Genomic DNA, 22,352 nt, shown 5'->3' with positions numbered 1-22,352 from the left:
ATCTGATCCCGGCTCAGCTCCCGGGAGAGCACCGCCCGGGTGAGGCCCAGGTCGGCGGCCATCTTCACCCCGTCCAGGCTGTGGAGGGTCATCTGGGTGGAGGCGTGGACGGGCAGGTCGGGGGCCGCCTGCCGCAGCATGCGCAGCACCCCCAGATCCTGGATGAGCACCGCGTCGGCGCCGATGGCGCTGGCCTGGGCGGCCACCTCGGCGGCCTTCGGCAGCTCCCGGTCGGTGAGCAGGGTGTTGAGGGTCAGGTACACCCTGGCCCCCCGGATATGGCAGTAAGAAACCGCCGCCGCAAACTCCTCCTCCGAGAAATTTTTCGCGTTGCGGCGGGCGTTGAAATCCCCGTAGCCCAGGTAGACGGCGTCCGCGCCGTTCTGCACGGCGGCGGCCACCGCCTCCATGGATCCGGCGGGGGCGAGCAGTTCCAGCATGGTCGGAAACCTCCGGTTGGGGACATTCCCCTTTACTTTTTGTTGTTCTGGTTCTGGAGCTTGAAGATCTCCCGCTTGGCCTCGGACAGCTCCAGCTTCATCTTGGTGGCCTCCTCCAGGTACTCCTTGAGCTGGCGGCGCAGGTTCTCGGCGGCCTCCACCTCCTTGAAGTACTCGTCGGCGATGTTCACCGCGGCCAGGATGGCCCCGTCCACCAGGGACACGTGGGCCCCGTCCAGAACCTCCTGCACCTTGGCGTCCACGTGGTCGGCCACCTTTTTGGTGTAGCCCGCGTCCTCGGAGCCCACCAGGGTGTACTCCTGGCCGGCGATGGTGACGGTAACCCGGTTTTTCATGGGATCCCCCTCCTGCACATAGTGATTTAGATTATTATACCATAGTATGGCCCCCGTGAGAAATGAAATCTTCATGAATTTTCGTTTTTTGGGCCGGAGGTTTTCCACAATTCCGGCCCGCAGTGTGCAAAACCCGCCGGCGGCCCCGATCCCATTTTACAAGTTCCCCCTTCTGTGGTATGATCATGAGACAACCACACCGCAGAAGGGGGGAAGTGCCATGGCGGAGCTGCTGCTGCCCGGCGAGATTGTATCCATGACGGCCCGGGCGGCCAACCGGCTGGTGGCCGGGGGCAACGGGGACGCGGCCCTGCTCTACCTGCACCTGCTGGCCCGGGGCGGGAAGCTGGACGCCGCCGCGGCCCGCAAGGCCCTCCACTGGGACGAGGCCCGGCTGGAGGAGGGGTGGAAGGCCCTGGTGTCCCTGGGCCTGGCGGACGGCGAGGCCGGCCCGGCCCAGGCGGCCCCCCCGCCGGAGGCGCCCCCCGGCCCGCCGGACTACACCGCCGCCGACATCACCAGGGAGCTGGAGGACAAGGCCTCCACCTTCCCCGGCCTGGTGAACGAGGTGCAGCGGCGGCTGGGCAAGATCCTGTCCACGGCGGATCTCAAGAGCCTGTACACCCTCTACGACTATCTGGCCCTGCCGGCGGAGGTGATCTGCCTGCTGGTGAGCTGGTGCGTGGAGGAGTTTGCCCGCAAGTACGGCCCCGGCCGGAAGCCCCGCATGAGCCAGATCCAGAAGGAGGGCTTTGTGTGGCACCGGCTGGGGGTGGACACGGCCCAGGCGGCGGAGGAGCACCTGAAAAAGCAGGCCCTCTACCGCAGCCGGGAGGGGGAGATCCTCCGCCTGCTGGATCTGCCGCCCCGCCCCCTGGTGGAGAAGGAGCGGAAAAAGGTGGCGGCCTGGACGGACATGGGCTTCCCCGACGCGGTGCTCCGCCTGGCCTACGAGAAGACGGTGTACAGGAAGCAGAAGATGGACTGGGACTACATGAACGGCATCCTGCTGGGCTGGCACAGGAAAAATCTGCACACCCTGGCGGAGATCGAGGCGGGGGACTCCCCCCGCCGGAGCACGGCCCAGCCCGCCCAGCCCCCCATGCAGGCCCACCCGGCCAAGCCCGGGGAGGCGGAGCAGCGGGTGCGGGAGGATCTGGAGCGCATGCGGGAATTTCTCCGCCGGGAGCGGGAGAAGGAGGGAGGCTAAGCCATGGGATACGAAGCCAGCGTACTGCGCCGGGCCACCAAGCGGCTGGAGGAGGCCCGGAAGGCCCGGGAGGAGCGGCAGGATCGCCTGCGGGCGGAGATCTACGCCAGGCTCCCCCGGGTGGCGGCCATCGACAAAGAGCTGCGGCAGACCATCACCCAGATCATCGCCGCCTCCCTGCGCAGCGGCAGCGACCCGGTGCCCGCCATCGGGGTGATCCGGGACAAGAACCTGGATCTCCAGCGGGAAAAGGCGGAGCTGCTGACCGCCAACGGCTACCCCGCCGACGCCCTGGACGACGCTCCCGCCTGCCCCAGGTGCGGCGACACCGGCTGGGTGGGGGCCAGTATGTGTTCCTGCCTGAAAGAGCTGTGCACCCAGGAGCAGATTGCCGAGCTGTCCAAGCTGCTGGATCTGGGGGAGCAGTCCTTCGACACCTTCTCCCTGGACTACTATTCCCCCCTGCCATTTCCCGGGGAATCCCTCACCCCCCGGGAGAACATGGAGTTCATCTTCGACGTGTGCTCCAGCTACGCCCGGCGGTTCGGGAAGTTCTACTTCCGCAACCTGTTCCTCACCGGCGCGCCGGGGCTGGGCAAGACCTTCCTGTCCGCCTGCATCGCCCGCACCGTGTCGGAGAAGGGCTTCTCCGTGGTGTACGACACGGCGGTGAACATCTTCGCCCGCTTTGAGGAGCAGAAGTTCGCCCGTGATCGGCAGGAGGTGGGGGAGGCCAGGGACGAGACCCGCCGCTACCTGGGCTGTGATCTTCTGATCCTGGACGATCTGGGCAGCGAGCTCACCACCCCCTTTGTCCAGTCGGCCCTGTACACCCTCATCAACGCCCGCCTGACGGCGGACAAGGGGACGGTGATCTCCTCCAACCTGACTATGGATCAGGTGAGGGCCCGCTACACCCCCCAGATCGCCTCCCGTCTGGAGGGGGAGTACCGGGTGCTGCCCTTCTACGGGGAGGACATCCGGCTTTTGCGGAAGCAGAGGCTTTGATACAGACAAAACGACCGGCGGAACGCTCTCCCGTTCCGCCGGTCGTTTTTATGAAAGCGGCTCTTTCAGCGATGTCTCCCCTGATTCCTCACTCAGGTGGTCTTGCTCCCATGCTTTACAAAACAGATTGGCCTGATACAGGTAATTCCTGTACGCCCTTGTCTCTCCGCCTGCCTCAGCCTGCCCGATCCCTCTCATGAGCTCCAGCTTTATGGACAGCAGCTCGCAATTGGAAAACAGCTTCCCCTGGTTCCGCTCATGGAATACATACAAATCCACCGGTACCATTTGATACCTGTGTTCCAGGTAGCGGTAATACGGCAGGCTGTTTTGATCCCGGGAAAGCCGGTAGCAGCATATGTTTTCCCAGTCCCGTACCGGCAGCCCGTTCTTCTCTTGAAATTCCTTTTCTCTCTGAAAGCCGCCTCTGGTTACGGGATTCCGTTTCTCAAATGCCAGCCGCTCCATGGCAAATTCCCGTTTCAGGGCCTCCAGAATTTCCTCGGCGCTGTGCGCTCCGATTGTGATCACGTCCCGAGGCGTCGGACGACAGCTTCCATTCATGCGGCCTTTTCCCCCCTCAGGCGGTCTGCCCCGACAGCCAGGCCGCAAGCCGCTCCCGGGCGGCCTGCCCGCCGGACAGGGCGTACCGCCAGGTGCCGTCCCACAGGGTGCCGTCGTCCACCAGGGTCCAGCGCTGTACGTGATTCCCCACCACCAGGGACAGGTTATAGCCTGTGCCCTGGTAAGTCAGGGCGCCGCAGAACACGGGCCGGGCGAAGGAAAAGCCGTACAGCTCCTCCAGGCCGCCGGACACGTCAATTTCCTCTTCGGTGAAGCTCTCCTTCAATACGGCCTGCTTCACCAACTCCGTCGGGACGCCCGTCAGGCTTCCCACGCTCCGGGGCCACAGCCACCACACGCAGAAAACCGCGAGCAGAATCACCGCGGCCAGCAGGGCAATCCGCTTTCCCGTCCATTTCCAGGCCTTTTTCCCCATGCTTCACCGCCCCTTTCCCGGTTTTCGCCTCCATGGTATCACGGAGTGAAACTTCTGTCAATGCAAAAACAAAACTCCTGTTAGCAGACAGAGGAGGACGGTGTCCCGTCCTCCTCTGGGGTTGTGCTGCACTGTGCGGCCGGCCCGCCCCTGCCCGCTCTCAGCTCAGCAGGGCCTGGTACCCCTCGACGGAGCCCACCCGCCCCACGGCGGAGAGGGAGGCGTTCTCGAAGCGGAACAGCTCCCGGGCCAGGGTGCGCACGTCCTCCCGGGTCACCGCGTCGTAGGCGGCGATGATCTCGTCGGGGGAGAGCACCTCGCCCATGAGCAGCTCCCCCCGGCCCAGGCTGCTCATGTGGGCCTGGGTGGACTCCAGGCCCATGAGCACGTTGGCCTTGGACTGCTCCCGGGCCCGATCCAGCTCGGCCTGGGTGACGCCGTGGTCGGCGAAGTCGCGGATCACGGCCAGGATGGTGTCCAGGGCCTGGCCCTCGGTCTCCTTCCCCAGGGCGGTGTAGACGCCGAAGTAGCCGGTGTCGTCGTGGCAGGTGCCGTAGGAGTAGATGGAGTAGCACAGGCCCTTCTGCTCCCGCACCTGCTGGAACAGGCGGGAGGACATGCCGCCCCCCAGGATGGAGGACAGCAGCTGCATCTGGAACCGCCGGGGGTCTGCGAAGGGGATGCCGGGGAAGGCCAGGGTCAGGTGGTTCTGCTCGATGGCCTTCTTCTTCACCGTCACGCCGGGGACGTAGGCGGCGGGGCGCACGGCCCGGCCGGGCCGCCCCTCCAGCCCGGCGAAGCGGTCGGCCAGGGCCTGGGCGTCGGCGTCGGTGAAGCTGCCCGCCAGGGCCACCACGATGCGGTCGGGGCCGTAGTGCTCCCGCTGGTATTCCCGCAGCCAGGCGCCGTCCATCTTCTCCAGGGTGGCCTTCCGCCCCAGGATGGGCCGGGCCAGGGAGGAGCCCTTGAACACCGCCCCGGCCAGCCGCTCGGCGCACAGATCCTCCGGGTTGTCCTCGTACATGCCGATCTCCTCCAGGATGACGCCCCGCTCGGTCTCCACATCGGCGTCGTCGAACTTGGAGTGGAAGAACATGTCGCACAGGATGTCCGCCGCCTGGTTCAGGTGGGTGTCCAGCACCCGGGCGTAGAAGCAGGTGCACTCCTTGGTGGTAAAGGCGTTGATCTGGCCCCCCACCGCGTCCATCTCCTCGGCCAGCTCCCCGGCGGTGCGCCGGCCGGTGCCCTTGAACAGCATGTGCTCGATGAAGTGGGCCGCGCCGTTCTCCGCCGCGCTCTCGTGGCGGGAGCCGGTGCCCACCCAGATGCCCAGGGAGGCCGAGCGCACCCCGGGCACGTGCTCCGTCAGAATCCGCACCCCGTTGGGGAGCGTCTTTTTCTCATAAAACAAACGAAATAACCTCGCACTTCTTGTGTATTTTGCGCTTAGGGCTTGTTTGAAAATTGGCGATGTGTCCAGCGGCGAGGGATTTTGGGCCGCTGGCAAGCAATTTTTTCGCAGGAATCCTGACGGATTTCAAGGAAAAATTGCGCCGTCCAGGGGGCAAAAGGCCCGCCGATTGGGCATGTTGACATTTTCAAGCAAGCCCTAGTATGGACAAAAGCGGGGCGGTTTACGCCCCCCGCAGGGCGATGAACAGCAGAACCACCGCCGTGATGGCCAGGATCAGCGCCAGATACCCCAGCACCTTCTTTTTCATGTCGGGTTCTCCTTTCCCTTCCCATGGTCAACATACTATATCACATTCCGCCCCCAATGTCACACACAAAATAAAAACCGGGCGGGGATTTCTCCCCACCCGGAATATGACAAAGGGCCTCGCCGAGTTTTGCCGGCCGCAGACGGCAAAAGAAAATCAAAATCCGTTTTTGGGGGAATTCACTTCCCCCAAAAACTCCCCGACCCGCGCCGCGGGGCGCGAAACCAGGGGTATCGAGCCAAGTCGCCGGCGTTTCGCCGGCACGCAGGCTCGTATCTAGGGGGCCTGGGGCCCCCTAGACTTACTTCACCGGCTCGCCGGCGGCCTTTTTGGCCTTGATCTCCTTGATGGCGTCCTTGTAGGACAGGTTGACCCGGCCCTTCTCGTCGATGTCGGTGACCTTGACCCAGATCATGTCGCCGATGTTGACCACGTCCTCCACCTTGTTGACCCGGTGGTCGGCCAGCTTGGAGATGTGGACCATGCCGTCCTTGCCGGGGGCCAGCTCCACGAAGGCGCCGAACTGGAGGATGCGCACCACCTTGCCGTAGTACAGCTGCCCCACCTCGGGCACGAACACGATGGTCTCGATGGTCTTCTTGGCCGCGTCGCAGGAGGCCTTGTCGGTGCCCGCGATGTAGATGGTGCCGTCGTCCTCGATGTCGATCTTGGCGCCGGTGTCGGCGCAGATCTTCTGGATGACCTTGCCGCCGGAGCCGATGACCTCGCGGATCTTGTCCACGTCGATCTTCATCTTCACCATCTTGGGGGCGGTATCGGCCACGTCGGGACGGGGCGCGCTGATGCAGGGCAGCATGATCTCGTCCAAGATGGCGTAGCGGGCGTCCTTGGTGATCTCCAGGGCCTCCTTGATGATCTCGTGGCTCAGGCCGTCGTTCTTGATGTCCATCTGGATGGCGGTGATGCCGGCCTTGGTGCCGGCCACCTTGAAGTCCATCTCGCCGTGGAAGTCCTCCACGCCCTGGATGTCGATGAAGGTGGTGAAGCCGCCGTCGTCGTCCTGGATCAGGCCGCAGGAAATGCCGGCCACGGGGGCGGAGATGGGCACGCCGGCGTCCATCAGGGCCAGGGTGGAGCCGCAGATGGAGCCCTGGGAGGTGGAGCCGTTGGAGGAGAGTACCTCAGACACCACGCGGATGGCGTAGGGGAAGTCCTCCACGGAGGGGATGACGGGCTCCAGGGCACGCTCGGCCAGGGCGCCGTGGCCCTTCTCCCGGCGGTTGGTGGACCGGGCGGCCCGGGCCTCGCCGGTGGAGTAGGCGGGGAAGTTGTAGTGGTGCATATACCGCTTCTCCTCCTCCTCCCAGATGGTGTCCAGCTTCTGGGCGGCGGAGAGGGTGTTCAGGGTGCAGACGGAGAGCACCTGGGTCTGGCCGCGGGTGAACAGGCCGGAGCCGTGGACGCGGGGCAGCACGCCCACCTCGGCGGCCAGGGGACGGATCTCGTTCTTCGCGCGGCCGTCCACCCGGTGGCCCTCCAGCAGCCAGGCCTTGACGATCTTCTTCTGGAACTTGTAGGTGATCTCCTCCAGGTACTTATCCATCTCGGGATAGTCCTCCAGGAAGAGCTCGTGCCAGTGCTCGATGAGGGGGTTCCAGCGCTCCTCCCGGACGTTCTTGTCGTCGGTGTCCATGGCGGCCTTGGCCTCGTCCATGGTGGCCTCCACGATCTTGTCGAACAGCTCCTGGTCGAAGTCGGCGTGGTCGTAGGTCATCTTCTCCTTGCCGATCTCGGCCACGATCTGGTTGATGAAGGCCACCTGGGCCTTGATCTCCTCGTGGGCCTTCACAATGGCCTCATACATGATGTCGTCGGGCAGCTCCTTGGCGCCGGCCTCAATCATGATCACCTTCTTGTCGGTGGCGGCCACGGTCAGATCCAGCTGGGAGGCGTGCTTCTGCTCGTTGGTGGGGTTCATGACGATCTGGCCGTCCACATAGCCCACCTCCAGGCAGCCGATGGGGCCGGCCCAGGGGATGCAGGAATAGGCCAGGCAGGCGGACACGCCGATCATGGCGGTCACCTCGGGGGAGCAGTCACGATCCACGCTCATGACGGTGGCGGTGACCACCACGTCGTTGCGGAAGTCGTAGGGGAACAGGGGGCGGATGGAGCGGTCGATCACGCGGCTGGCCAGCACGGCGGGCAGGGAGGGCTGCCCCTCCCGGCGCATGAAGGAGCCGGGGATGCGGCCCACGGCGTACAGCTTCTCCTCAAAGTCCACGCTCAGAGGGAAGAAGTCCACCCCGTCCCGGGGACGGGGGGCCACGGTGACGGCCACCAGCACGGTGGTCTCGCCGTAGGTCACCATGGCGGAGGCGGAGGCCAGCTCGGCCACCTTGCCCACGTCGATGGTCAGGGGGCGGCCCGCCACCTCGGTCTTGTAGACATGGCGGTTGGTGAATTCCTTGTGCTTGATGATGGTTGACATGTGGGGGATTCCTCCTTTTTATCCTGGGTTTTGGCGCTCCCACACATCAGAGCCGTGCTCGTTTTAGCATTTGAACCCACGTCCGGCCCGCCGGGCCCAGGTTCAACTGCTAAAAGGCGCGCTCTGACGGATGGGAAGAAGGGGTGGCACGGTGTCCCGCGCCACCCCTATGTGTTTTTCCTTATTTCCGGATGCCCAGCTTGGCGATGATGGCGCGGTAACGCTCCACGTCCTTCTTGGCCAGGTAGTCCAGCATCTTGCGGCGCTTACCGACCATCTTCAGCAGGCCGCGGCGGCTGTGGTTGTCGTGGATGTGCACCTTCAGGTGCTCGGTCAGCTCCTGGATGCGGGCGGTGAGAATGGCGATCTGCACCTCGGGAGAGCCGGTGTCAGTAGGATGGGTGCGGTTGGCCTCAATGACGGCCGTCTTTTCGTCCTTGCGAATCATGCTTATGGTTCCACCTTTCATACAATGTGCCCGGGGCTGCGTGACCGGCCGGTGAGAGCCAGGAGACGAAGCCGGGGGTAAGTTGAGTCGCCTGTTCACAGGCTGTAGTAGTTTACCATATTCTATCCCCCTTGTAAAGAGGTCATTCCCAAAATTGCGGGGAATTTCCGTCAAAAACAGCGGCTTTGGCCACGCCATCCAACCGTAGGGTGCGCATCCCTGACGCGCCGCTTTTTTGAAGGTGGCTTTGCTGGATTTCTATCGGAAGCGCCCCCGGCGCCTCCGACGCGGCGGGCGCCCCGCTTTTGATGTCAAAAGCGGGGGGAAAACCAGCCGGGCGGGGGATTTCGATTTCACGGGTTAAGGTGGCTTCGCCTGGATTGCTTTTGGGCTAAAACGTGCCACCGGCACGTTTCTTAACGCCCAAACGCCCTGCACCCACCCCTTGAAACGACCAAGAATGGGGAATTGCGATTCCCCCTTCTTGGAACTTCCCCCGAGCTGTTCTGCAGGTAGCATACCGGCCGAGGGGGCTTACGTTGTAACGCCCCCTCGGCTCGGGGCGGGCGACCGCAGGTCGCCCCTACAGATAATTACCACAACCACCAAAGTTTTTCGGAGGCATGGCACCGACGGCGGCCCGACGGGCCAAGTTGGTACAACGCAACAACAATCAGGGCTTGCAGGGTAATCCCGATGCGTGCCACCCGGGGCGCGGCAGCGCCTGTAACGAAACCACCCAGAAAACGGGCGGCAATGCCGGCCCGGTTTTTGCCCTGTCCGTACAGCTCACCGCCGCCATGGGCCCCTGGGTCCAGGGCCCGCAGGCCCTGGTGGTTTTCCCGCCGCTTTTGACACCAAAAGCGGCGCCCTGGCCGGGCAGGCCCGTCCCCTGGGGGCACCCGGTAACGGATACAGGCGGATGATATCCGCCCCTACGAGTCTATCAGTTGACATACCGCCGCCGGGCAGGCCCGCGGTTTTACAAAATAATTACGCGATTTCTGTTGACAATCACATGATTGTTTGCTATAATCAAGCCACAGCATGAAAGGAGTGGATGATATGGCCAAGACGCTGCCCGGCACCACCATCGCGGTGGACTGGAACAAACCGGAGGAGGCCGAAACCCTGCTGAATTCCCTCTTTTTGGCGGGGGGGCTGATGCTCTCCCAGGTGGCCAGTCTGACGGGGCTGGAGCCCTATGTCATCCAGAACTGGGTCCGCCGGGGCTTTGTGGCCCCGCCGGAGCGCAAGCGGTATTCCCGCCGCCAGTTCTCCCGTATTGTCCTCATCAACATGCTGAAGGACTCCATGCAGCTGGACAAGATCTGCGCCCTGCTCTCCTATGTGAACGGAGATCTGGACGATGAGTCGGACGATTTGATTGACGACACCCAGCTGTACCTCTATTTTGTGCGCCTGGTGGTTCTGGTGGAGCGGAAGAACCCCACCGGGCCGGAGGAGGCCGCGCAGTGGTGCCGCGCGGCGGTGGAGGACTACCAGGAGCCGGTTCCGGGCGCCCGGGATCGGGTGGCCCGTTGCCTGCATGTGATCCTGACGGCCTACCTGGCCGCCCGGCTCAAGCAGGAGGCGGAGGCCCTCCTGTCCGCCCTGACCTGAGGCGTCCCGATCCAGCGGCGGGACGGCTTTCCGGCCTCTGCCGCTGTTTTCAGATACATCCCTGAAGTTCCCTGAATTTTTCGCCTGAGAGAAAGGAGGCGCGCGTCCATGGCAGCCTGGTGGCAGTCCCTCACTGCCCTGGAACACATTCTGCTCTACATCGCCGTCCCCGCCACGCTGGTGCTGATCATCCAGACCGTCCTGCTCTTCGCCGGCGGCGTGTTTGACAGCGACGGCGCCGGGGAGGGGGACGGCGGCCTTGACCACGACGGCCTTGACCACGTGGACAGCCACTTCGACGTGGGCGGCCACGACGCTCCCCCCGGCGGCGACGGCTCCGACCTGACCCCCGACCACCCCGGCGGTCCCGACAGCGGCCTGCACCTGTTCACGGTGCGGGGTGTGGTGGCCTTCCTGGTGCTCTTCGGGTGGGGCGGCCTGTGCCTGTGCCAGGTGGGGATGCCCGGCTTCCTGGCCGTGTTTCTGGCCGTGCCCATCGGCTTTGCCGGCATGGTGGGCATCGCCCTGGCGGTGCGCCAGGCGGTGCGCCTCCAGTACGACGGAACCCTGGATCTGCGCAACGCCGTGGGCCTGGCCGGCCAGGTGTACCTCACCGTGCCCCCCGCCCGGACGGGGGAGGGCAAGGTGATGGTGACGGTGCAGGAGCAGCTGCGGGAGCTGGACGCCCGCACCGATTCCCCTCAGCCCATCCCCACGGGCAGCGCCGTCCGGGTGACCGGCCTGGCCGGCCGGGACATCCTGCTGGTGGAGCCCACCCCCGCGTCATCCGGGCAGCAAGAAAAGCAAGAAGAATAGAAAGCAAAGGAGGAAAGCTCATGTTTGACAGTATCTTCGGCATGATTCTGGTCTGCGTCATCGTCCTCATCGTCTTTTCCCTGCTGGTGTTCATCATCAAGCGGTACAAGAAGTGCCCCTCCGACCGGGTGATGGTCATCTACGGTAAGGTGGGCAGCAACAAGGACGGCACCACCCGCAGCGCCAAGTGCATCCACGGCGGCGCGGCCTTCATCTGGCCGGTGATCCAGGCCTATGAGTTCCTGGATCTGACCCCCATGTCCATCTCCGTGGATCTGGAGAACGCCCTGTCCCGCCAGAACATCCGCATCAACGTGCCCAGCCGGTTCACCGTGGGCGTGTCCACCGAGCCCGGCGTCATGCAGAACGCCGCCGAGCGGCTGCTGGGCCTGAAGCTGGCCGAGATCCAGGAGCTGGCCAAGGACATCATTTTCGGCCAGCTGCGCCTGGTCATCGCCACCATGGACATCGAGGAGATCAACACCGACCGGGACAAGTTCCTGGAGGCCGTCTCCCGCAACGTGGAGGGCGAGCTGAAGAAGATCGGCCTGCGGCTCATCAACGTCAACGTCACCGACATCTCCGATGAGAGCGGCTACATCGACGCCCTGGGCAAGGAGGCCGCCGCCAAGGCCATCAACGACGCCAAGAAGAACGTGGCCGAGCGGGATCGCGACGGCTCCATCGGCGAGGCCAACGCCCGCAAGGATCAGCGCGTCCAGGTGGCCCAGGCCGACGCCACCGCCATCCAGGGTGAGAACGCCGCCAAGGTGGAGGTGGCCATGTCCAACGCCCAGCGCCGGGAGAAGGAGGCCGAGGCCACCCGCATCGCCACCGCCGCCGAGAAGATCGCCGCCGCCCAGGCCCTGGAGGAGGCCTACGCCGCCGAGCAGAAGGCCGAGGAGGCCCGCGCCCAGCGCGAGAAGGCCACCCAGGAGGCCGACGTCATCGTCCGCACCGAGATCGACAAGCGCCGCATGGAGCTGGAGGCCGAGGCCGAGGCCGAGCAGATCCGCCGGAAGGCCCGGGGCGAGGCGGACGCCATCCTGGCCAAGATGCAGGCCGAGGCCCAGGGCGCCCAGGAGATCCTGCTCAAGCAGGCCGACGGCCTGCGGCAGATTGTCTCCGCCGCCGGCGGCAACGCCGACAGCGCCGTGCGCCTGATGCTGGCCGACAAGATGGAGGAGCTGATGCGCATCCAGGTGGACGCGGTCAAGAACATCAAGATCGACAAGGTCACCGTCTGGGACGGCGGCGAGGGCAGGGACGGCAAGACCGCCACGGCGGGCTTTGTCTCCGGCCTGATGAAGTCCATCCCCCCCATGAACGAGATGTTCGACATGGCGGGTATGCAGCTGCCCCAGTTCCTGGGCACCAAGAAGGCCGACGAGGCCGCCCCCGCCCAGCCCGAGGCCCCCAAGGCCCCGGAGGCCCCCGGGGCCGCCGAGGCGCCCGCGGAGGCCGCGGAGCAGTAAGCGACCCCATACAGCCGCCCCCGGAGCCGTGCTCCGGGGGCGGCTTTTTGCCTTGCCCGCCGGCCCGGTCGAAAAATTTGGGTTGTCTGCGGCGGCGGGATGGTGTAAACTGATCCCGTCCGCGCCGCCCGGAAAGGGCCGCCGGCAATAAAGGAGGATTACCACCCATGAAACTGAACCGTCTCTTGTGCACCGGAGTGTGCGGCGCGGTGCTGCTGGCGGGGCTGTCCGCCTGCGCCCCCGAGGCGCCCCAGGCCGATCCCGACGACATCGCCTACCAGGCCGCCGGCATCTCCCGGGACACGGTGCTCTTCACCGTGGACGGCACCGAGGTCACCGCCGACGAGTACCTGTTCTGGCTGCTCCAGAGCGTGGCCGCCGCCAAGCAGAGCGGCTATCTGACCGACGACAACGCCTGGGAGGAGGAGATCAACGGCACCCCCACGGCGGAGTACCTGCGTGAGGACGCCCTGAACACCAGCATTCTCTACACCACCGTGGCCAACCATGCCGCCGCCGAGGGCATCACCCTCAGCCAGGAGGACGAGGACGCCATGGACACCGAGCTGGAGACCCTGACCCAGAACCTGGACACCTACTACGGCATGACCTACCAGGAGTACCTGGATCAGCAGTGCATCAGCGACGCGGCCTTCCGCAAGCTCAACAGCGTGGCCTACCTGGCCCAGGATCTCCAGGCCGCCCTGGAGGAACGGGGCGAGTTTGAGGCCGGTGAGGGCGATCTGGACGCCATGATTGAGGAGGCCGGCTACACCAGGGCCAAGCACATCCTGCTGGCCTTCCCCACCAATGAGGACGGCTCCGCCGCCACCGACGAGCAGAAGGCCGCCGTGCTGGAGGAGGCCAACCAGCTGCTCGCCCAGATCCGCGCCGCCGCCGACCCCGCCGCGGAGTTTGACGCGGTGATGAACCAGCGCAGCGACGACGGCCGGGACGAGAACGGCGATTTGTACATGCCGGAGGGGTACACCTTCTACGGCGACGGCTACCTGGCCGACGGCACCGGCGCCCTGGTCAGCGAGTTTGTCAACGCCGCCAAGGCCCTGGCCGTGGGGGAGATCAGCGACCCGGTGGAGACCTCCTACGGCTACCACATCCTGATGCGGGAGGACTTCACCGATGAGGAGCGGCAGCAGCTGCGGGACTCCATGGCCTCCATCTACCCCAACTACGCCATGAACCAGCGCAATGAGGAGTGGATCGCCGAGGCGGTGGTGGAGACCACCCCCGCCTATGAGGCGCTGGATCCCCACGCCTTCTACGTGAATATGGCGGAGATGGCCCAGGCCTGGCAGGCGGAGCGGGAGGCCGAGCAGGCCGCCCAGGCCACCGCCTCCCCCGCGGCGGAGAGTGAGACCCCCGCCGCCGAGTCCGGGAGCCCCGCCCCGGCGGAGACCTCCCCCGCCGAATAGGCGTCTCCCCCTCTGCACCATATAGGCGCAGCGCCCTTCCGGGCGCTGCGCCTGTTGTTTTCCAAGGCCGGGTCAACATCTTCTGCTTTTGGGAAAAATATTATCGTTTCCAATAAATCAGCTATCGTTGATAGTAAAAATCCAAAGTTGTGTCAATCTATAGCTAAAGTTAAACCATTAAGGAGGACACCATGGAGGATTTTGAAAAAAGGCAGATGATGAAGGACGTGGGGGCGCGGGTGTACGCCCTGCGGACGGCGGCAAATATGAGCCGGGAGACCCTGGCCGAACGGCTGAACATCACCCCCCAGTATGTCAGTGAGATCGAGCAGGGGAAGAAGTGCATGAACATGTCCATCTTCGCGGAACTGGGCCGGGTGTTCCACCGGGGGCTGGACGAGCTGGCCTGGGGCGAGGCACCGGCGGATCCCGGCCTGGACGGGCTGGTGCGGCACCTGCGGGAGCTCTCCCCGGTGGATCGTGACATGGCCATCCATATTCTGCACCTGACCTTCCGCTCCATCCAGGAGCTGGGGCGGGAGCCATAATGGCGGCGGAGCTGCGGGTACTGATCGTGGAGGACCAGGAGGAGGCCCGTCTGCTCTCCGCCGCCCTGCTGGAGCGCCACGGCCTGCGGGTGTGCGGCCTGGCCCGGGACGGGCTGGAGGCCCTGGCCCGCATCCGGTCGGAGCGGCCCGACGCGGTGGTGCTGGATCTGATCCTGCCCGGGCTGGACGGGCTTGGCCTGCTGCGGGCCCTGGGCCGGCGGGACGGCGGCCCCGTGGTGGTGGTGACCTCCCAGATCTCCGATCCCGCGGTGTCCAGCCTGGCCTGCCGCCTGGGGGCCAACTACTACTACATCAAGCCGGTGAATTTTGAGGAGCTGGCCAGTCTGCTGCGCTCCATCTGCCCCGGCCCCCGGGTGCGGGCGGCCCGGGCCATGCTGGAGGAGATGGGGGCCGCCGGCCTGGGGCTGGAGGCGGCGGCCCTCACCGCCGGGGCCCTGGCCGCCGGCGGGGCGGAGTCTCTCCCCCTGAAGGCGGCCTACGCCGCCGCCATGACCGCCCAGCACACCAGCTACGCCTGCGTGGAGAAGAACATCCGCGCCATGGTGGGCCGCCTCCACCGGGCGGGCGGCGCCCCCTATGCCCGCCTCATGGGCGGCCTGCCGCCGGAGCGGCCCAGCAACGACGTCTTCCTCCGCCGCCTGGCGGGGCGTCTGCCCGAAATGTGACGGCCCGGCGGGATTCCCCCAAAATCGGACGGGCCCTCTGCTATACTGGAGTCCAGAAATTGGAAAAATCCAGGAAGTGAGGGAACAGACGATGGGCGCATGGCATACATACAGCGCACAGCAGGCCATAGCAGAACTGGAGACCGACCGAACCCGGGGCCTGACCCAGGGGGAAGCGGAGCGGCGGCTGGAGCGGTACGGCCCCAACCGGCTGGAGAGGGTAAGACGGCCGGGGCTCCTCCGCCGCCTGTGGGGACAGCTCACCGACCCCATGGTGCTGGTGCTGCTGGCGGCGGCGGGGCTGAGCCTGTGGGCCAGCGGGGGGGAGGACTGGCTGGACGCGGCCATCATTCTGGTGATCGTGGTGGTCAACGCCTGCATCTCCCTGTCCCAGGAGGACAGCGCGGAGAAGGCCCTGGCGGCCCTGCGGGACATGTCCGCCCCTCTGGCCCGGGTGGTGCGGGACGGGAAGCTGATCCGGCTGGAGACGGACAGGCTGGTGCCCGGCGACATCATTCACCTGGAGGCGGGGGATCTGGTGCCCGCCGACGCCCGCCTGCTGGAGGCGGCGGGCCTCCAGGCCGACGAGAGCGCCCTCACCGGCGAGTCCGCGCCGGTGAACAAGGGGGTGCTGTCCGCCCTGCCGGAGGACACCCCCCTGGCGGAGCGGGCCAACCTGGTGATGGCCTCCACGGTGCTCACCCGGGGGCGGGCCGCGGCGGTGGTCATTGCCACCGGCATGGACACGGAGGTGGGCCGCATCGCCGGCCTGCTACTCAACCAGGAGGAGGGGGAGACCCCCCTGCAGAAGAAGATGGCGGAGATCTCCAGGGCCCTGTCCTTCGTGTGCCTGTGCGTGTGCGCGGTGATGTTCGGGGTGGGCCTGCTCCAGGGCCGGGGGATGCTGGACATGTTCCTCACCGCCGTGTCCCTGGCCGTGGCCGCCATCCCCGAGGGCCTGCCCGCCATCGTCACCATCGTGCTGGCCCTGGGGGTAGGGCGCATGGCAAAGCGCCGGGCCATCGTCAAAAAGCTGCCCGCCGTGGAGACCCTGGGCTGCGCGGGGGTGATCTGCTCGGACAAGACGGGCACCCTCACCCAGAACAAAATGACCGTGGTGGAGGTGTGGACGCCCCGCCCGTCGGGGCGGGAGACCGCCCTCACCATCGCCGCCCTGTGCTCCGACGCCGAGCTGACCTGGAAGGGGAGAGAGCCGGTGTGTACCGGCGACCCCACCGAGGCGGCCCTGGTGACCGCCGCCGCCAAAGAGGGCCTGGACAAGAACGAGCTGGAGGGGGCGTGGCCCCGGCGGGGGGAGCTGCCCTTCGACTCGGAGCGCAAGCTGATGACCACCGTCCACGCCAAGCCCGGAGGGGGATACCGGGTGTGCGTCAAGGGGGCCCCCGACGTGCTCTCCCGCCGGTGCAGGCTGGATTCCGCCGCGGCCCGGCGGCTGGAGGCGCGCAACGAGGCCATGGCCTCCCGGGCCCTGCGGGTGCTGGGGGTGGCCTACAAGGATCTGGCCCTCCTGCCGGCCCAGCTCAGCAGCGCCGTGCTGGAGCAGGGCCTCACCTTCGCCGGCCTCATCGGCATGATCGACCCGCCCCGGCCAGAGGTGAAGGCGGCGGTGGAGCGGTGCTTTGCCGCCGGCATCCGGCCGGTGATGATCACCGGCGACCACAAGCTCACCGCCGTTGCCATCGCCCGGGAGCTGGGCATCTGCCGCCCCGGCGACCTGGCCCTCACCGGCGACGATCTGGACTTCCTCCCCCAGGAGGTGCTGGAGGAGGAGGTGGACAAATTCTCCGTCTATGCCCGGGTGTCGCCGGAGCACAAGATGCGCATTGTCCAGGCGTGGCAGGCCCGGGGGAAGGTGGCGGCTATGACCGGCGACGGGGTCAACGACGCCCCCGCCCTCAAGGCCGCCGACATCGGCTGCGCCATGGGCCTGAGCGGCACCGACGTGGCAAAGGGTGCGGCGGACATGATCCTCACCGACGACAACTTCGCCGCCATCGTCGCCGCCGTGGAGGAGGGCCGGGGCATCTACGCCAACATCAAGAAGGCCATCCACTACCTGCTCTCCTGCAACATCGGGGAGATCCTCACCATCTTCTGCGCCACCCTGTTCCGCTTCCCCCAGATGCCCCTGGTGCCGGTGCAGCTGCTGTGGCTCAATCTGGTCACCGACTCCCTGCCCGCCCTGGCCCTGGGGGTGGAGCCGGTGGAGGAGGGGGCCATGGCCCGGCCCCCCCGGGATCCCCACGCCTCCCTCTTCGCCCACGGCTTCGCCCGCCGCCTGGCCTGGCAGGGGGCGATGGTGGGGGCCCTCACCCTGGCGGCCTGGCTGCTGGGGGGGTGGGTGCTCCCCGGCCCCGCCGCCCCCATGGCCGCCGCCAACACCATGGCTTTCGCCACCCTCACCCTCTCCCAGCTCTTCCACGCCTTCGACGTGCGCAGCGAGGAGGCCTCCCTGTTCCACATCGGGGTGTTCTCCAACCCGGCCATGAACCGCGCCTTCCTCATCGGCCTGGCCATGCAGCTGGCGGTGCTCTGTGTGCCCCCCCTCCAGGCGGTGTTCCGCACCGTGCCCATGAGCCCCATCCAGTGGGCGGCGGTGCTGGCCCTGGCGGTGACGCCGGTGGCGGTGTGCGAGTGCGCCAAGGCCATCGCCCGCCGCCGCGCCCGGCCCAAAAAGCGGCGCCCGGCGGAGAAAATCCCCGCCGGACGTCCATAGCACTTCCATTCCGGGCAGTCCTGCCCGGAATTTTTTTGCGTTTTTCTGCAACCAAACGCCCCGCCGGCGCGTGTATCAGGTAGAATAGGATGGAAAGGAGGGAGGGCCGTGGACGGTGAGAACTGGCGGGAACCGGCGGAGCTGGCGAGGGCCTACGCCCCGGCCATCTACCGCCTGGCCTACGCCCGGACGGGCAGCCGGGCCGACGCGGAGGACATCATGCAGGAGGTCTTTGTCCGCCTGCTGCGCGCCCGGCCGGACTTTGCCGACCGGGCGCACGCCCGGGCCTGGCTGCTGCGGGTGGCGGCCAACTGCGCCAACGACTGGTTCCGCGCCCCCTGGCGGCGGCGGGAGGGGCCCCTGACGGACGCCCTGCCCGCCCCGGAGCACGAGGACGGCGGCGTGGTGGAGGCGGTGCTGGCCCTGCCCGCCAAGTACCGGACGGCGGTGCACCTGTACTACTACGAGGAGCTGAGCGTGGCGGAGATCGCCAAGATCACCGGCAAGAGCGAGAGCGCGGTGAAGTCCCGGCTGTTCCGGGCCCGGGCCATGCTGCGGGAGGCGCTGAAGGAGGACGACGATGTTTCAGAGCGACTATAGGCGGGAGATGGACAGGCTGGCCCCCAGCCGGCCGGCCATGGAGAAGCTGGAGGGGCTGCTGGCAGAGGGCCTGGCAGAGGGGAAAAGGCCCCGGCGGCGGCTTGGCCGGCGGGCCGCCCTGGCCCTGGCCCTGTGCGGGGCGCTGACCGCCACCGCCCTGGCGGCGGGGCCCTCCATCCGGCAGGCGCTGTCGGCCCACCTGGGGTCTTTTGCCCCCTACGGCCAGGCACTGGAGGGCACTGCCACGGTCAACGGCGTGGAGATCCGCCTGCTGGAGGCCGTCACCGACGGGTACAGCGCCCGGGTCTACTACACCCTCACCGACCTGGAGGGGGGCCGGTTCAACGACCACACCGCCGTGGGCGGCGGCATCTCCGCCGAAAACCTGGGGGCCGTCGCCCGGTTTGGGGGCGGGGTGATTTCCTACGACCCGGACACAGATACCCTGCTGGTGGAAAAGCTGCTCTTCGGCGCGGACTTCAGCCAGCCCGCCGCGCTGACCGTCGGCTCCGCGGACTCCTCCCGGCGGACTTTTGACGCGGTGCTCCCCGTAACGCTGCCCGAGGAGCCCATTCAGACCACCCTTGTAGACGGCAGGGCCGTGGCCCTGCCGGGACAGAATACGGTGGCCGACCCGGACAACGGCGACTATGTCCTCTCCACTGTAGGCTTCGACGGGGAAGGCCGGTTCCACGCCCTGGTGCTCTTTGACGAGCAGTTCCACGATCTGACAGGCGATGCCTATCCCTATATCCCCGGCGCGGAGGGCATCGACCGATACCCCGGGGAGACCGAGTGGGTAAAGGTGGAGCACGGCGAGGACACCATCACCACCGGCGTGACGCCGGAGCAGGTGGAATACGTGTTCGTCAGCGGCTCCTACCACGGCCCCGAGGAGCCCATCCCCCTCAACGTCACCTTCCCGCTGGAGCTCCAGCCAGTGGACGCCTGGGAACAGGCTCCGGGCCGGGCCATGGGCGGTGTGCAGGTGGAGAAAATCCACCTGTCCCCCCTGAGCCTGGCGGTGTTCTACCGGGACAGCCCGGAGAGCAGCGTGGGCCATGTGGTGCTCACCCGGAAGGACGGCACACAGGTACCCCTGCGCATCCAGATCGGCGGGGCGGCCATCGGGGAAGATGCCGGCCTGCGCTATGACTTCTGGTCTTTTGACGAGCCGGTGGAGCTGGACGACATCGCCTCCATTACCATCCGGGGGGAGACCATCTCCCTGTCGTAGGGCGCGGCATCCCTGACGCGCCACTTGCCAGCCGACACAATCGCCGCGGTATTTCAGCGGCAAGGCACCGGCGGCGGCCCGGCGGGCCAGGCCGGTACAGCGCAGCAACCCACAGGGTTTGCAGGGTAATCCCGATGCGTGCCGCCCAAGGCGCGGCAGCGCCTGCCTCGAATCCAAAAAGGAACCGGGCGTTGATACACGCCCGGTTCCTGCCTTGTCTGTACAGCGCACCGCCGCCAACAGCCCCCGTACTGGGGGGCCAGGGTGGGCGAAGCCCCCCGGCCCTTCTTTCCCCCCATTTCTTCGGGAAGAAATGGGGGCGCCCGCCGCGCAGGCGCCCCCTGGGGGGATCCCCCATTGGCAGATTATTTTCCCACGAACTTATGGGCCTCGTTGACGGCCCGCTCCACGGCGTTGAGGATGTTCTGGTAGCCGGTGCAGCGGCACAGGTGACCGGAGATGAGCTTGCGCAGCTCGTCCCGGGTGTACTGCCTGCCGGAGCCCACGATCTCCACAGCGGACATGATGATGCCGGGGGTGCAGAAGCCGCACTGGACGGCGGCCTCCTCCACGAAGGCCTTCTGGATGGGGGAGAGGCCCCCGTCGGGGTCCTGGAGGCCCTCCACGGTGAGGATGGTCTTTCCCTGGGCCCACAGGGACAGGTAGATGCAGGAGTCGATGGCCTCCCCGTCCACCAGGACGGTGCAGGCCCCGCACTCCCCCACCTCGCAGCCCTTTTTCACGCTGGTGAGGCCCAGCTTCTCCCGCAGGGTGTCGGCCAGGGACTCCCGGGGGTCGATGCCGATCTCCACCGGCTTGTTGTTCACAGTGCAGCGCAGAATCTCGATCATACGTCGGCGCCTCCCTTCCGGGCCGCCTCCCGCAGGGCGCGGGGGGAGAGCTCCTCAATGAGCTGGATGCGGAATTCCTTGGACGCCCGCCAGCTGGTGCGGGGATTCACGTCGGCCAGGGCGGCCTTGCCGATGACGGCGATGGCCTCCTGGATGGGCAGGCCCCGCACCGCCGCCTCGGCGGAGGGGGCGCGCATGGGCACCGGCCCGGCCACGCCGAAGGCCAGGGCCGCGTCGTCCACCGTCTTTTTGTCGTCGGTGAGCTTCACCAGGCAGCTCACCCCCAAAGTGGCGATGTCCATGGCGGCGCGCTGTGCGTATTTGATGTAGTGGCCGGTGTAGCCGGCGTAGTTGTCGCGGGGGATGATGATCTTCACCAGCAGCTCGTAGGGGGCCAGGGCCACCCTGCCCACCCCCTGATACCACTCGGAGATGGGCACGTCCCGCTCCCCCTTGGGGCCCCGCACCCGCAGCACCGCGTCCAGGGCCACCAGGGTGGAGGCCGTATCGGCGGAGGTGATGCCGTTGCACACGTTGCCGCCGATGGTGCCCGCGGCCCGCAGCTGGGGCCCGCCGGCCATGTCCGCCGCCTCCCCCAGCACGGGGACGGTCTGGCGGATCACGTCGGAGAAGGTCACCCCCCGGAAGGTGGTGAGGGGGCCGATCTCCACGTCGCCGCCGGGGGAGAGGGTGACGCCGGAGAGCTCGTCGGTGAGATTGTGGATGGACACCAGGGAGCAGCCGGCCAGCTTGCCCTCCCGGATCTTGATGAGCACGTCGGTGCCCCCGGCGATCACGATGGCGGAGGGGTCGGCCTGGAGGGCCCGGATGGCGTCATCCACCGACTTGGCCTGATAGATGGATTGGATGTCATACATGGCTCAGATCAGCCCTCCTCTCTGAAATTCCTCCACCATGTGCTGGGGGCTCATAGGCAGGGAGTTCACCGCCACGCCGGTGGCGTACAGCACCGCGTTGCGCACGGCGGGGGCCACGGGGATGGCGGGGGGCTCGCCCAGGGCCTTGTTGCCGAAGGGGCCGGAGGGGTCAACCGTCTCCACAAACAGGGCCTTCAGCTCCGGGTGATCCATGGCGGTGGGCAGCTTGTAGTCCAGCAGGTTGCCGTTGAGCAGCCGGCCGGTCTTGGGGTCGAACTTCATCTCCTCGCTGAGGGCGTAGCCCAGCCCCATGCTCATGCCGCCGTGAACCTGGGCCTCGGCCAGCTGGGGGTTGATCAGCCTGCCGGAGTCGTGGACGTTGACGATGCGCAGCACCTTGATCTTGCCCACGGGAATGTCCACCTCCACCTCGGCGAAGCAGCAGCCGAAGGCGAAGGTGTTGTCCTTGCAGTGATTGGTGTCCTCGGCGGTGATGTGGACCGAGTGCTCCAGGGAGTAGAAGGCGTTGAGGGCCAGGTCGGCCAGGGAGATGAGCCTCTCCCCGCTGCCGTCGGCGATGTGCCGGTCGAGGATGGTCAGGCCGTCGGCGTCGGGGAAGAGCTCGGCGGCGTAGGAGAGCAGCTTCTCCCGGAACTCCTCCCCCACCTTCTTGATGGCCTTGCCGGTGACGTAGGTCTGCCGGGAGGCGTAGGCCCCGGTGTCAAAGGGGGCGGTGTCGGTGTCCTGGAAGGAGAGGATGTGCACGTCCTCGGTGGGGATGCCGATGGCCTGGGCGGCCATCTGGGAGAACACGGTGTCGCCCCCCTGGCCGA

General features: G+C 66.7%; 21 protein-coding genes. 11 read left to right on the top strand and 10 right to left on the bottom strand.

The genetic code is table 11. From position 1 onward, the window contains the following. Positions 1–440, bottom strand: a 440-nt coding sequence (locus QZ378_RS06630; RefSeq protein ID WP_291257726.1) for a peptidase U32 family protein, incomplete at its 3' end; no start/stop codon positions are given. A gap of 32 nt (positions 441–472) precedes the next feature. Continuing rightward, entirely contained in the window at positions 473–796 is a 324-nt protein-coding gene (locus tag QZ378_RS06625) for a cell division protein ZapA (RefSeq protein WP_087239853.1), read from the bottom strand. A gap of 220 nt (positions 797–1,016) precedes the next feature. Between QZ378_RS06625 and QZ378_RS06620 the strand changes: the two genes are divergently transcribed. After that, complete coding sequence (locus QZ378_RS06620) at positions 1,017–2,006, top strand: DnaD domain protein (protein ID WP_291257725.1); 990 nt, start codon at positions 1,017–1,019, stop codon at positions 2,004–2,006. A 3-nt stretch (positions 2,007–2,009) separates the two neighbouring features. Then, the gene (locus QZ378_RS06615; protein ID WP_191529280.1) at positions 2,010–3,014 is read left to right on the top strand and encodes an ATP-binding protein; all 1,005 of its coding nucleotides are present in this window, start codon (positions 2,010–2,012) and stop codon (positions 3,012–3,014) included. A gap of 48 nt (positions 3,015–3,062) precedes the next feature. On the opposite strand, the gene QZ378_RS06610 is transcribed toward QZ378_RS06615, so the two are convergent. From QZ378_RS06610 to rpsO, 5 genes are all read right to left on the bottom strand, one after another. Continuing rightward, positions 3,063–3,578 (bottom strand): hypothetical protein, encoded by a 516-nt coding sequence (locus tag QZ378_RS06610; RefSeq protein WP_291257724.1) that lies wholly within the window; start codon positions 3,576–3,578, stop codon positions 3,063–3,065. Between the two features lie 16 nt (positions 3,579–3,594). Continuing rightward, positions 3,595–4,014, bottom strand: coding sequence for a hypothetical protein (locus tag QZ378_RS06605; protein ID WP_291257723.1), 420 nt, complete (start codon positions 4,012–4,014; stop codon positions 3,595–3,597). A 160-nt stretch (positions 4,015–4,174) separates the two neighbouring features. Further along, the gene (locus QZ378_RS06600) at positions 4,175–5,425 is read right to left on the bottom strand and encodes a pitrilysin family protein (RefSeq protein ID WP_291257722.1); all 1,251 of its coding nucleotides are present in this window, start codon (positions 5,423–5,425) and stop codon (positions 4,175–4,177) included. A gap of 611 nt (positions 5,426–6,036) precedes the next feature. After that, positions 6,037–8,187 carry a polyribonucleotide nucleotidyltransferase gene (locus QZ378_RS06595; RefSeq protein ID WP_291257721.1) on the bottom strand — a complete coding sequence of 717 codons (2,151 nt, stop codon included), beginning with the start codon at positions 8,185–8,187 and terminating at the stop codon, positions 6,037–6,039. Between the two features lie 181 nt (positions 8,188–8,368). After that, a complete protein-coding gene (gene rpsO, locus QZ378_RS06590) occupies positions 8,369–8,635 on the bottom strand; it encodes a 30S ribosomal protein S15 (protein WP_087239843.1) in 267 nt (88 codons plus the stop codon). A 1,065-nt stretch (positions 8,636–9,700) separates the two neighbouring features. Here rpsO and QZ378_RS06585 point away from each other — a divergent pair. The 9 genes from QZ378_RS06585 (at position 9,701) to QZ378_RS06545 (ending at position 19,790) form a co-directional block, all read left to right on the top strand. Then, on the top strand, positions 9,701–10,258 hold the full coding sequence (locus QZ378_RS06585; RefSeq protein WP_291257720.1) for a DUF1836 domain-containing protein: 558 nt from the start codon (positions 9,701–9,703) through the stop codon (positions 10,256–10,258). A gap of 108 nt (positions 10,259–10,366) precedes the next feature. Continuing rightward, positions 10,367–11,074, top strand: a complete 708-nt coding sequence (locus QZ378_RS06580) for a hypothetical protein (RefSeq protein WP_291257719.1) — start codon at positions 10,367–10,369, stop codon at positions 11,072–11,074. 20 nt (positions 11,075–11,094) lie between these two features. Next, complete coding sequence (locus QZ378_RS06575; protein WP_291257718.1) at positions 11,095–12,549, top strand: flotillin family protein; 1,455 nt, start codon at positions 11,095–11,097, stop codon at positions 12,547–12,549. A 167-nt stretch (positions 12,550–12,716) separates the two neighbouring features. Next, a complete protein-coding gene (locus QZ378_RS06570; protein ID WP_291257717.1) occupies positions 12,717–13,982 on the top strand; it encodes a peptidylprolyl isomerase in 1,266 nt (421 codons plus the stop codon). Positions 13,983–14,173: 191 nt separating this feature from the next. Beyond that, positions 14,174–14,530, top strand: coding sequence for a helix-turn-helix transcriptional regulator (locus tag QZ378_RS06565; RefSeq protein WP_291257716.1), 357 nt, complete (start codon positions 14,174–14,176; stop codon positions 14,528–14,530). Beyond that, a complete protein-coding gene (locus QZ378_RS06560; protein WP_291257715.1) occupies positions 14,530–15,216 on the top strand; it encodes a response regulator in 687 nt (228 codons plus the stop codon). Before QZ378_RS06565 ends, QZ378_RS06560 begins: the two co-directional genes overlap by 1 nt. A gap of 91 nt (positions 15,217–15,307) precedes the next feature. Beyond that, the gene (locus tag QZ378_RS06555; protein WP_291257714.1) at positions 15,308–17,953 is read left to right on the top strand and encodes a cation-translocating P-type ATPase; all 2,646 of its coding nucleotides are present in this window, start codon (positions 15,308–15,310) and stop codon (positions 17,951–17,953) included. A 108-nt stretch (positions 17,954–18,061) separates the two neighbouring features. Then, positions 18,062–18,553 carry a sigma-70 family RNA polymerase sigma factor gene (locus QZ378_RS06550; protein WP_291257713.1) on the top strand — a complete coding sequence of 164 codons (492 nt, stop codon included), beginning with the start codon at positions 18,062–18,064 and terminating at the stop codon, positions 18,551–18,553. After that, a complete protein-coding gene (locus QZ378_RS06545) occupies positions 18,534–19,790 on the top strand; it encodes a DUF4179 domain-containing protein (RefSeq protein ID WP_291257712.1) in 1,257 nt (418 codons plus the stop codon). Before QZ378_RS06550 ends, QZ378_RS06545 begins: the two co-directional genes overlap by 20 nt. A gap of 365 nt (positions 19,791–20,155) precedes the next feature. Here the strand turns inward: QZ378_RS06545 and xdhC are convergent, their stop codons facing one another. From xdhC to QZ378_RS06530, 3 genes are all read right to left on the bottom strand, one after another. Beyond that, positions 20,156–20,641, bottom strand: a complete 486-nt coding sequence (xdhC, locus tag QZ378_RS06540) for a xanthine dehydrogenase subunit XdhC (protein ID WP_291257711.1) — start codon at positions 20,639–20,641, stop codon at positions 20,156–20,158. After that, positions 20,638–21,519 carry a xanthine dehydrogenase subunit XdhB gene (gene xdhB / locus QZ378_RS06535; protein ID WP_291257710.1) on the bottom strand — a complete coding sequence of 294 codons (882 nt, stop codon included), beginning with the start codon at positions 21,517–21,519 and terminating at the stop codon, positions 20,638–20,640. The genes xdhC and xdhB overlap by 4 nt, the downstream gene beginning before the upstream one ends. Positions 21,520–21,522: 3 nt before the next feature. Beyond that, positions 21,523–22,352, bottom strand: an 830-nt coding sequence (locus QZ378_RS06530; RefSeq protein ID WP_291257709.1) for a molybdopterin cofactor-binding domain-containing protein, incomplete at its 5' end; no start/stop codon positions are given.

This window comes from Flavonifractor sp., from assembly GCF_019422385.1.
In the GTDB taxonomy this organism is placed as follows: Bacteria; Bacillota; Clostridia; order Oscillospirales; family Oscillospiraceae; genus Flavonifractor; species Flavonifractor avistercoris.
This window is presented reverse-complemented; position numbering and strand designations above follow the sequence as displayed.

Bases quoted from the DNA above. Each gene is read 5' to 3' on its own strand.
- QZ378_RS06605 (WP_291257723.1), bottom strand. From the start codon at position 4,014: ATGGGGAAAAAGGCCTGGAAATGGACGGGAAAGCGGATTGCCCTGCTG.
- QZ378_RS06580 (WP_291257719.1), top strand. From the start codon at position 10,367: ATGGCAGCCTGGTGGCAGTCCCTCACTGCCCTGGAACACATTCTGCTC.
- QZ378_RS06565 (WP_291257716.1), top strand. From the start codon at position 14,174: ATGGAGGATTTTGAAAAAAGGCAGATGATGAAGGACGTGGGGGCGCGG.
- QZ378_RS06625 (WP_087239853.1), bottom strand. From the start codon at position 796: ATGAAAAACCGGGTTACCGTCACCATCGCCGGCCAGGAGTACACCCTG.
- QZ378_RS06575 (WP_291257718.1), top strand. From the start codon at position 11,095: ATGTTTGACAGTATCTTCGGCATGATTCTGGTCTGCGTCATCGTCCTC.
- xdhC (WP_291257711.1), bottom strand. From the start codon at position 20,641: ATGATCGAGATTCTGCGCTGCACTGTGAACAACAAGCCGGTGGAGATC.
- QZ378_RS06620 (WP_291257725.1), top strand. From the start codon at position 1,017: ATGGCGGAGCTGCTGCTGCCCGGCGAGATTGTATCCATGACGGCCCGG.
- QZ378_RS06570 (WP_291257717.1), top strand. From the start codon at position 12,717: ATGAAACTGAACCGTCTCTTGTGCACCGGAGTGTGCGGCGCGGTGCTG.
- QZ378_RS06610 (WP_291257724.1), bottom strand. From the start codon at position 3,578: ATGAATGGAAGCTGTCGTCCGACGCCTCGGGACGTGATCACAATCGGA.
- QZ378_RS06595 (WP_291257721.1), bottom strand. From the start codon at position 8,187: ATGTCAACCATCATCAAGCACAAGGAATTCACCAACCGCCATGTCTAC.
- QZ378_RS06585 (WP_291257720.1), top strand. From the start codon at position 9,701: ATGGCCAAGACGCTGCCCGGCACCACCATCGCGGTGGACTGGAACAAA.
- xdhB (WP_291257710.1), bottom strand. From the start codon at position 21,519: ATGTATGACATCCAATCCATCTATCAGGCCAAGTCGGTGGATGACGCC.
- QZ378_RS06615 (WP_191529280.1), top strand. From the start codon at position 2,010: ATGGGATACGAAGCCAGCGTACTGCGCCGGGCCACCAAGCGGCTGGAG.
- QZ378_RS06555 (WP_291257714.1), top strand. From the start codon at position 15,308: ATGGGCGCATGGCATACATACAGCGCACAGCAGGCCATAGCAGAACTG.
- QZ378_RS06560 (WP_291257715.1), top strand. From the start codon at position 14,530: ATGGCGGCGGAGCTGCGGGTACTGATCGTGGAGGACCAGGAGGAGGCC.
- QZ378_RS06545 (WP_291257712.1), top strand. From the start codon at position 18,534: ATGTTTCAGAGCGACTATAGGCGGGAGATGGACAGGCTGGCCCCCAGC.
- rpsO (WP_087239843.1), bottom strand. From the start codon at position 8,635: ATGATTCGCAAGGACGAAAAGACGGCCGTCATTGAGGCCAACCGCACC.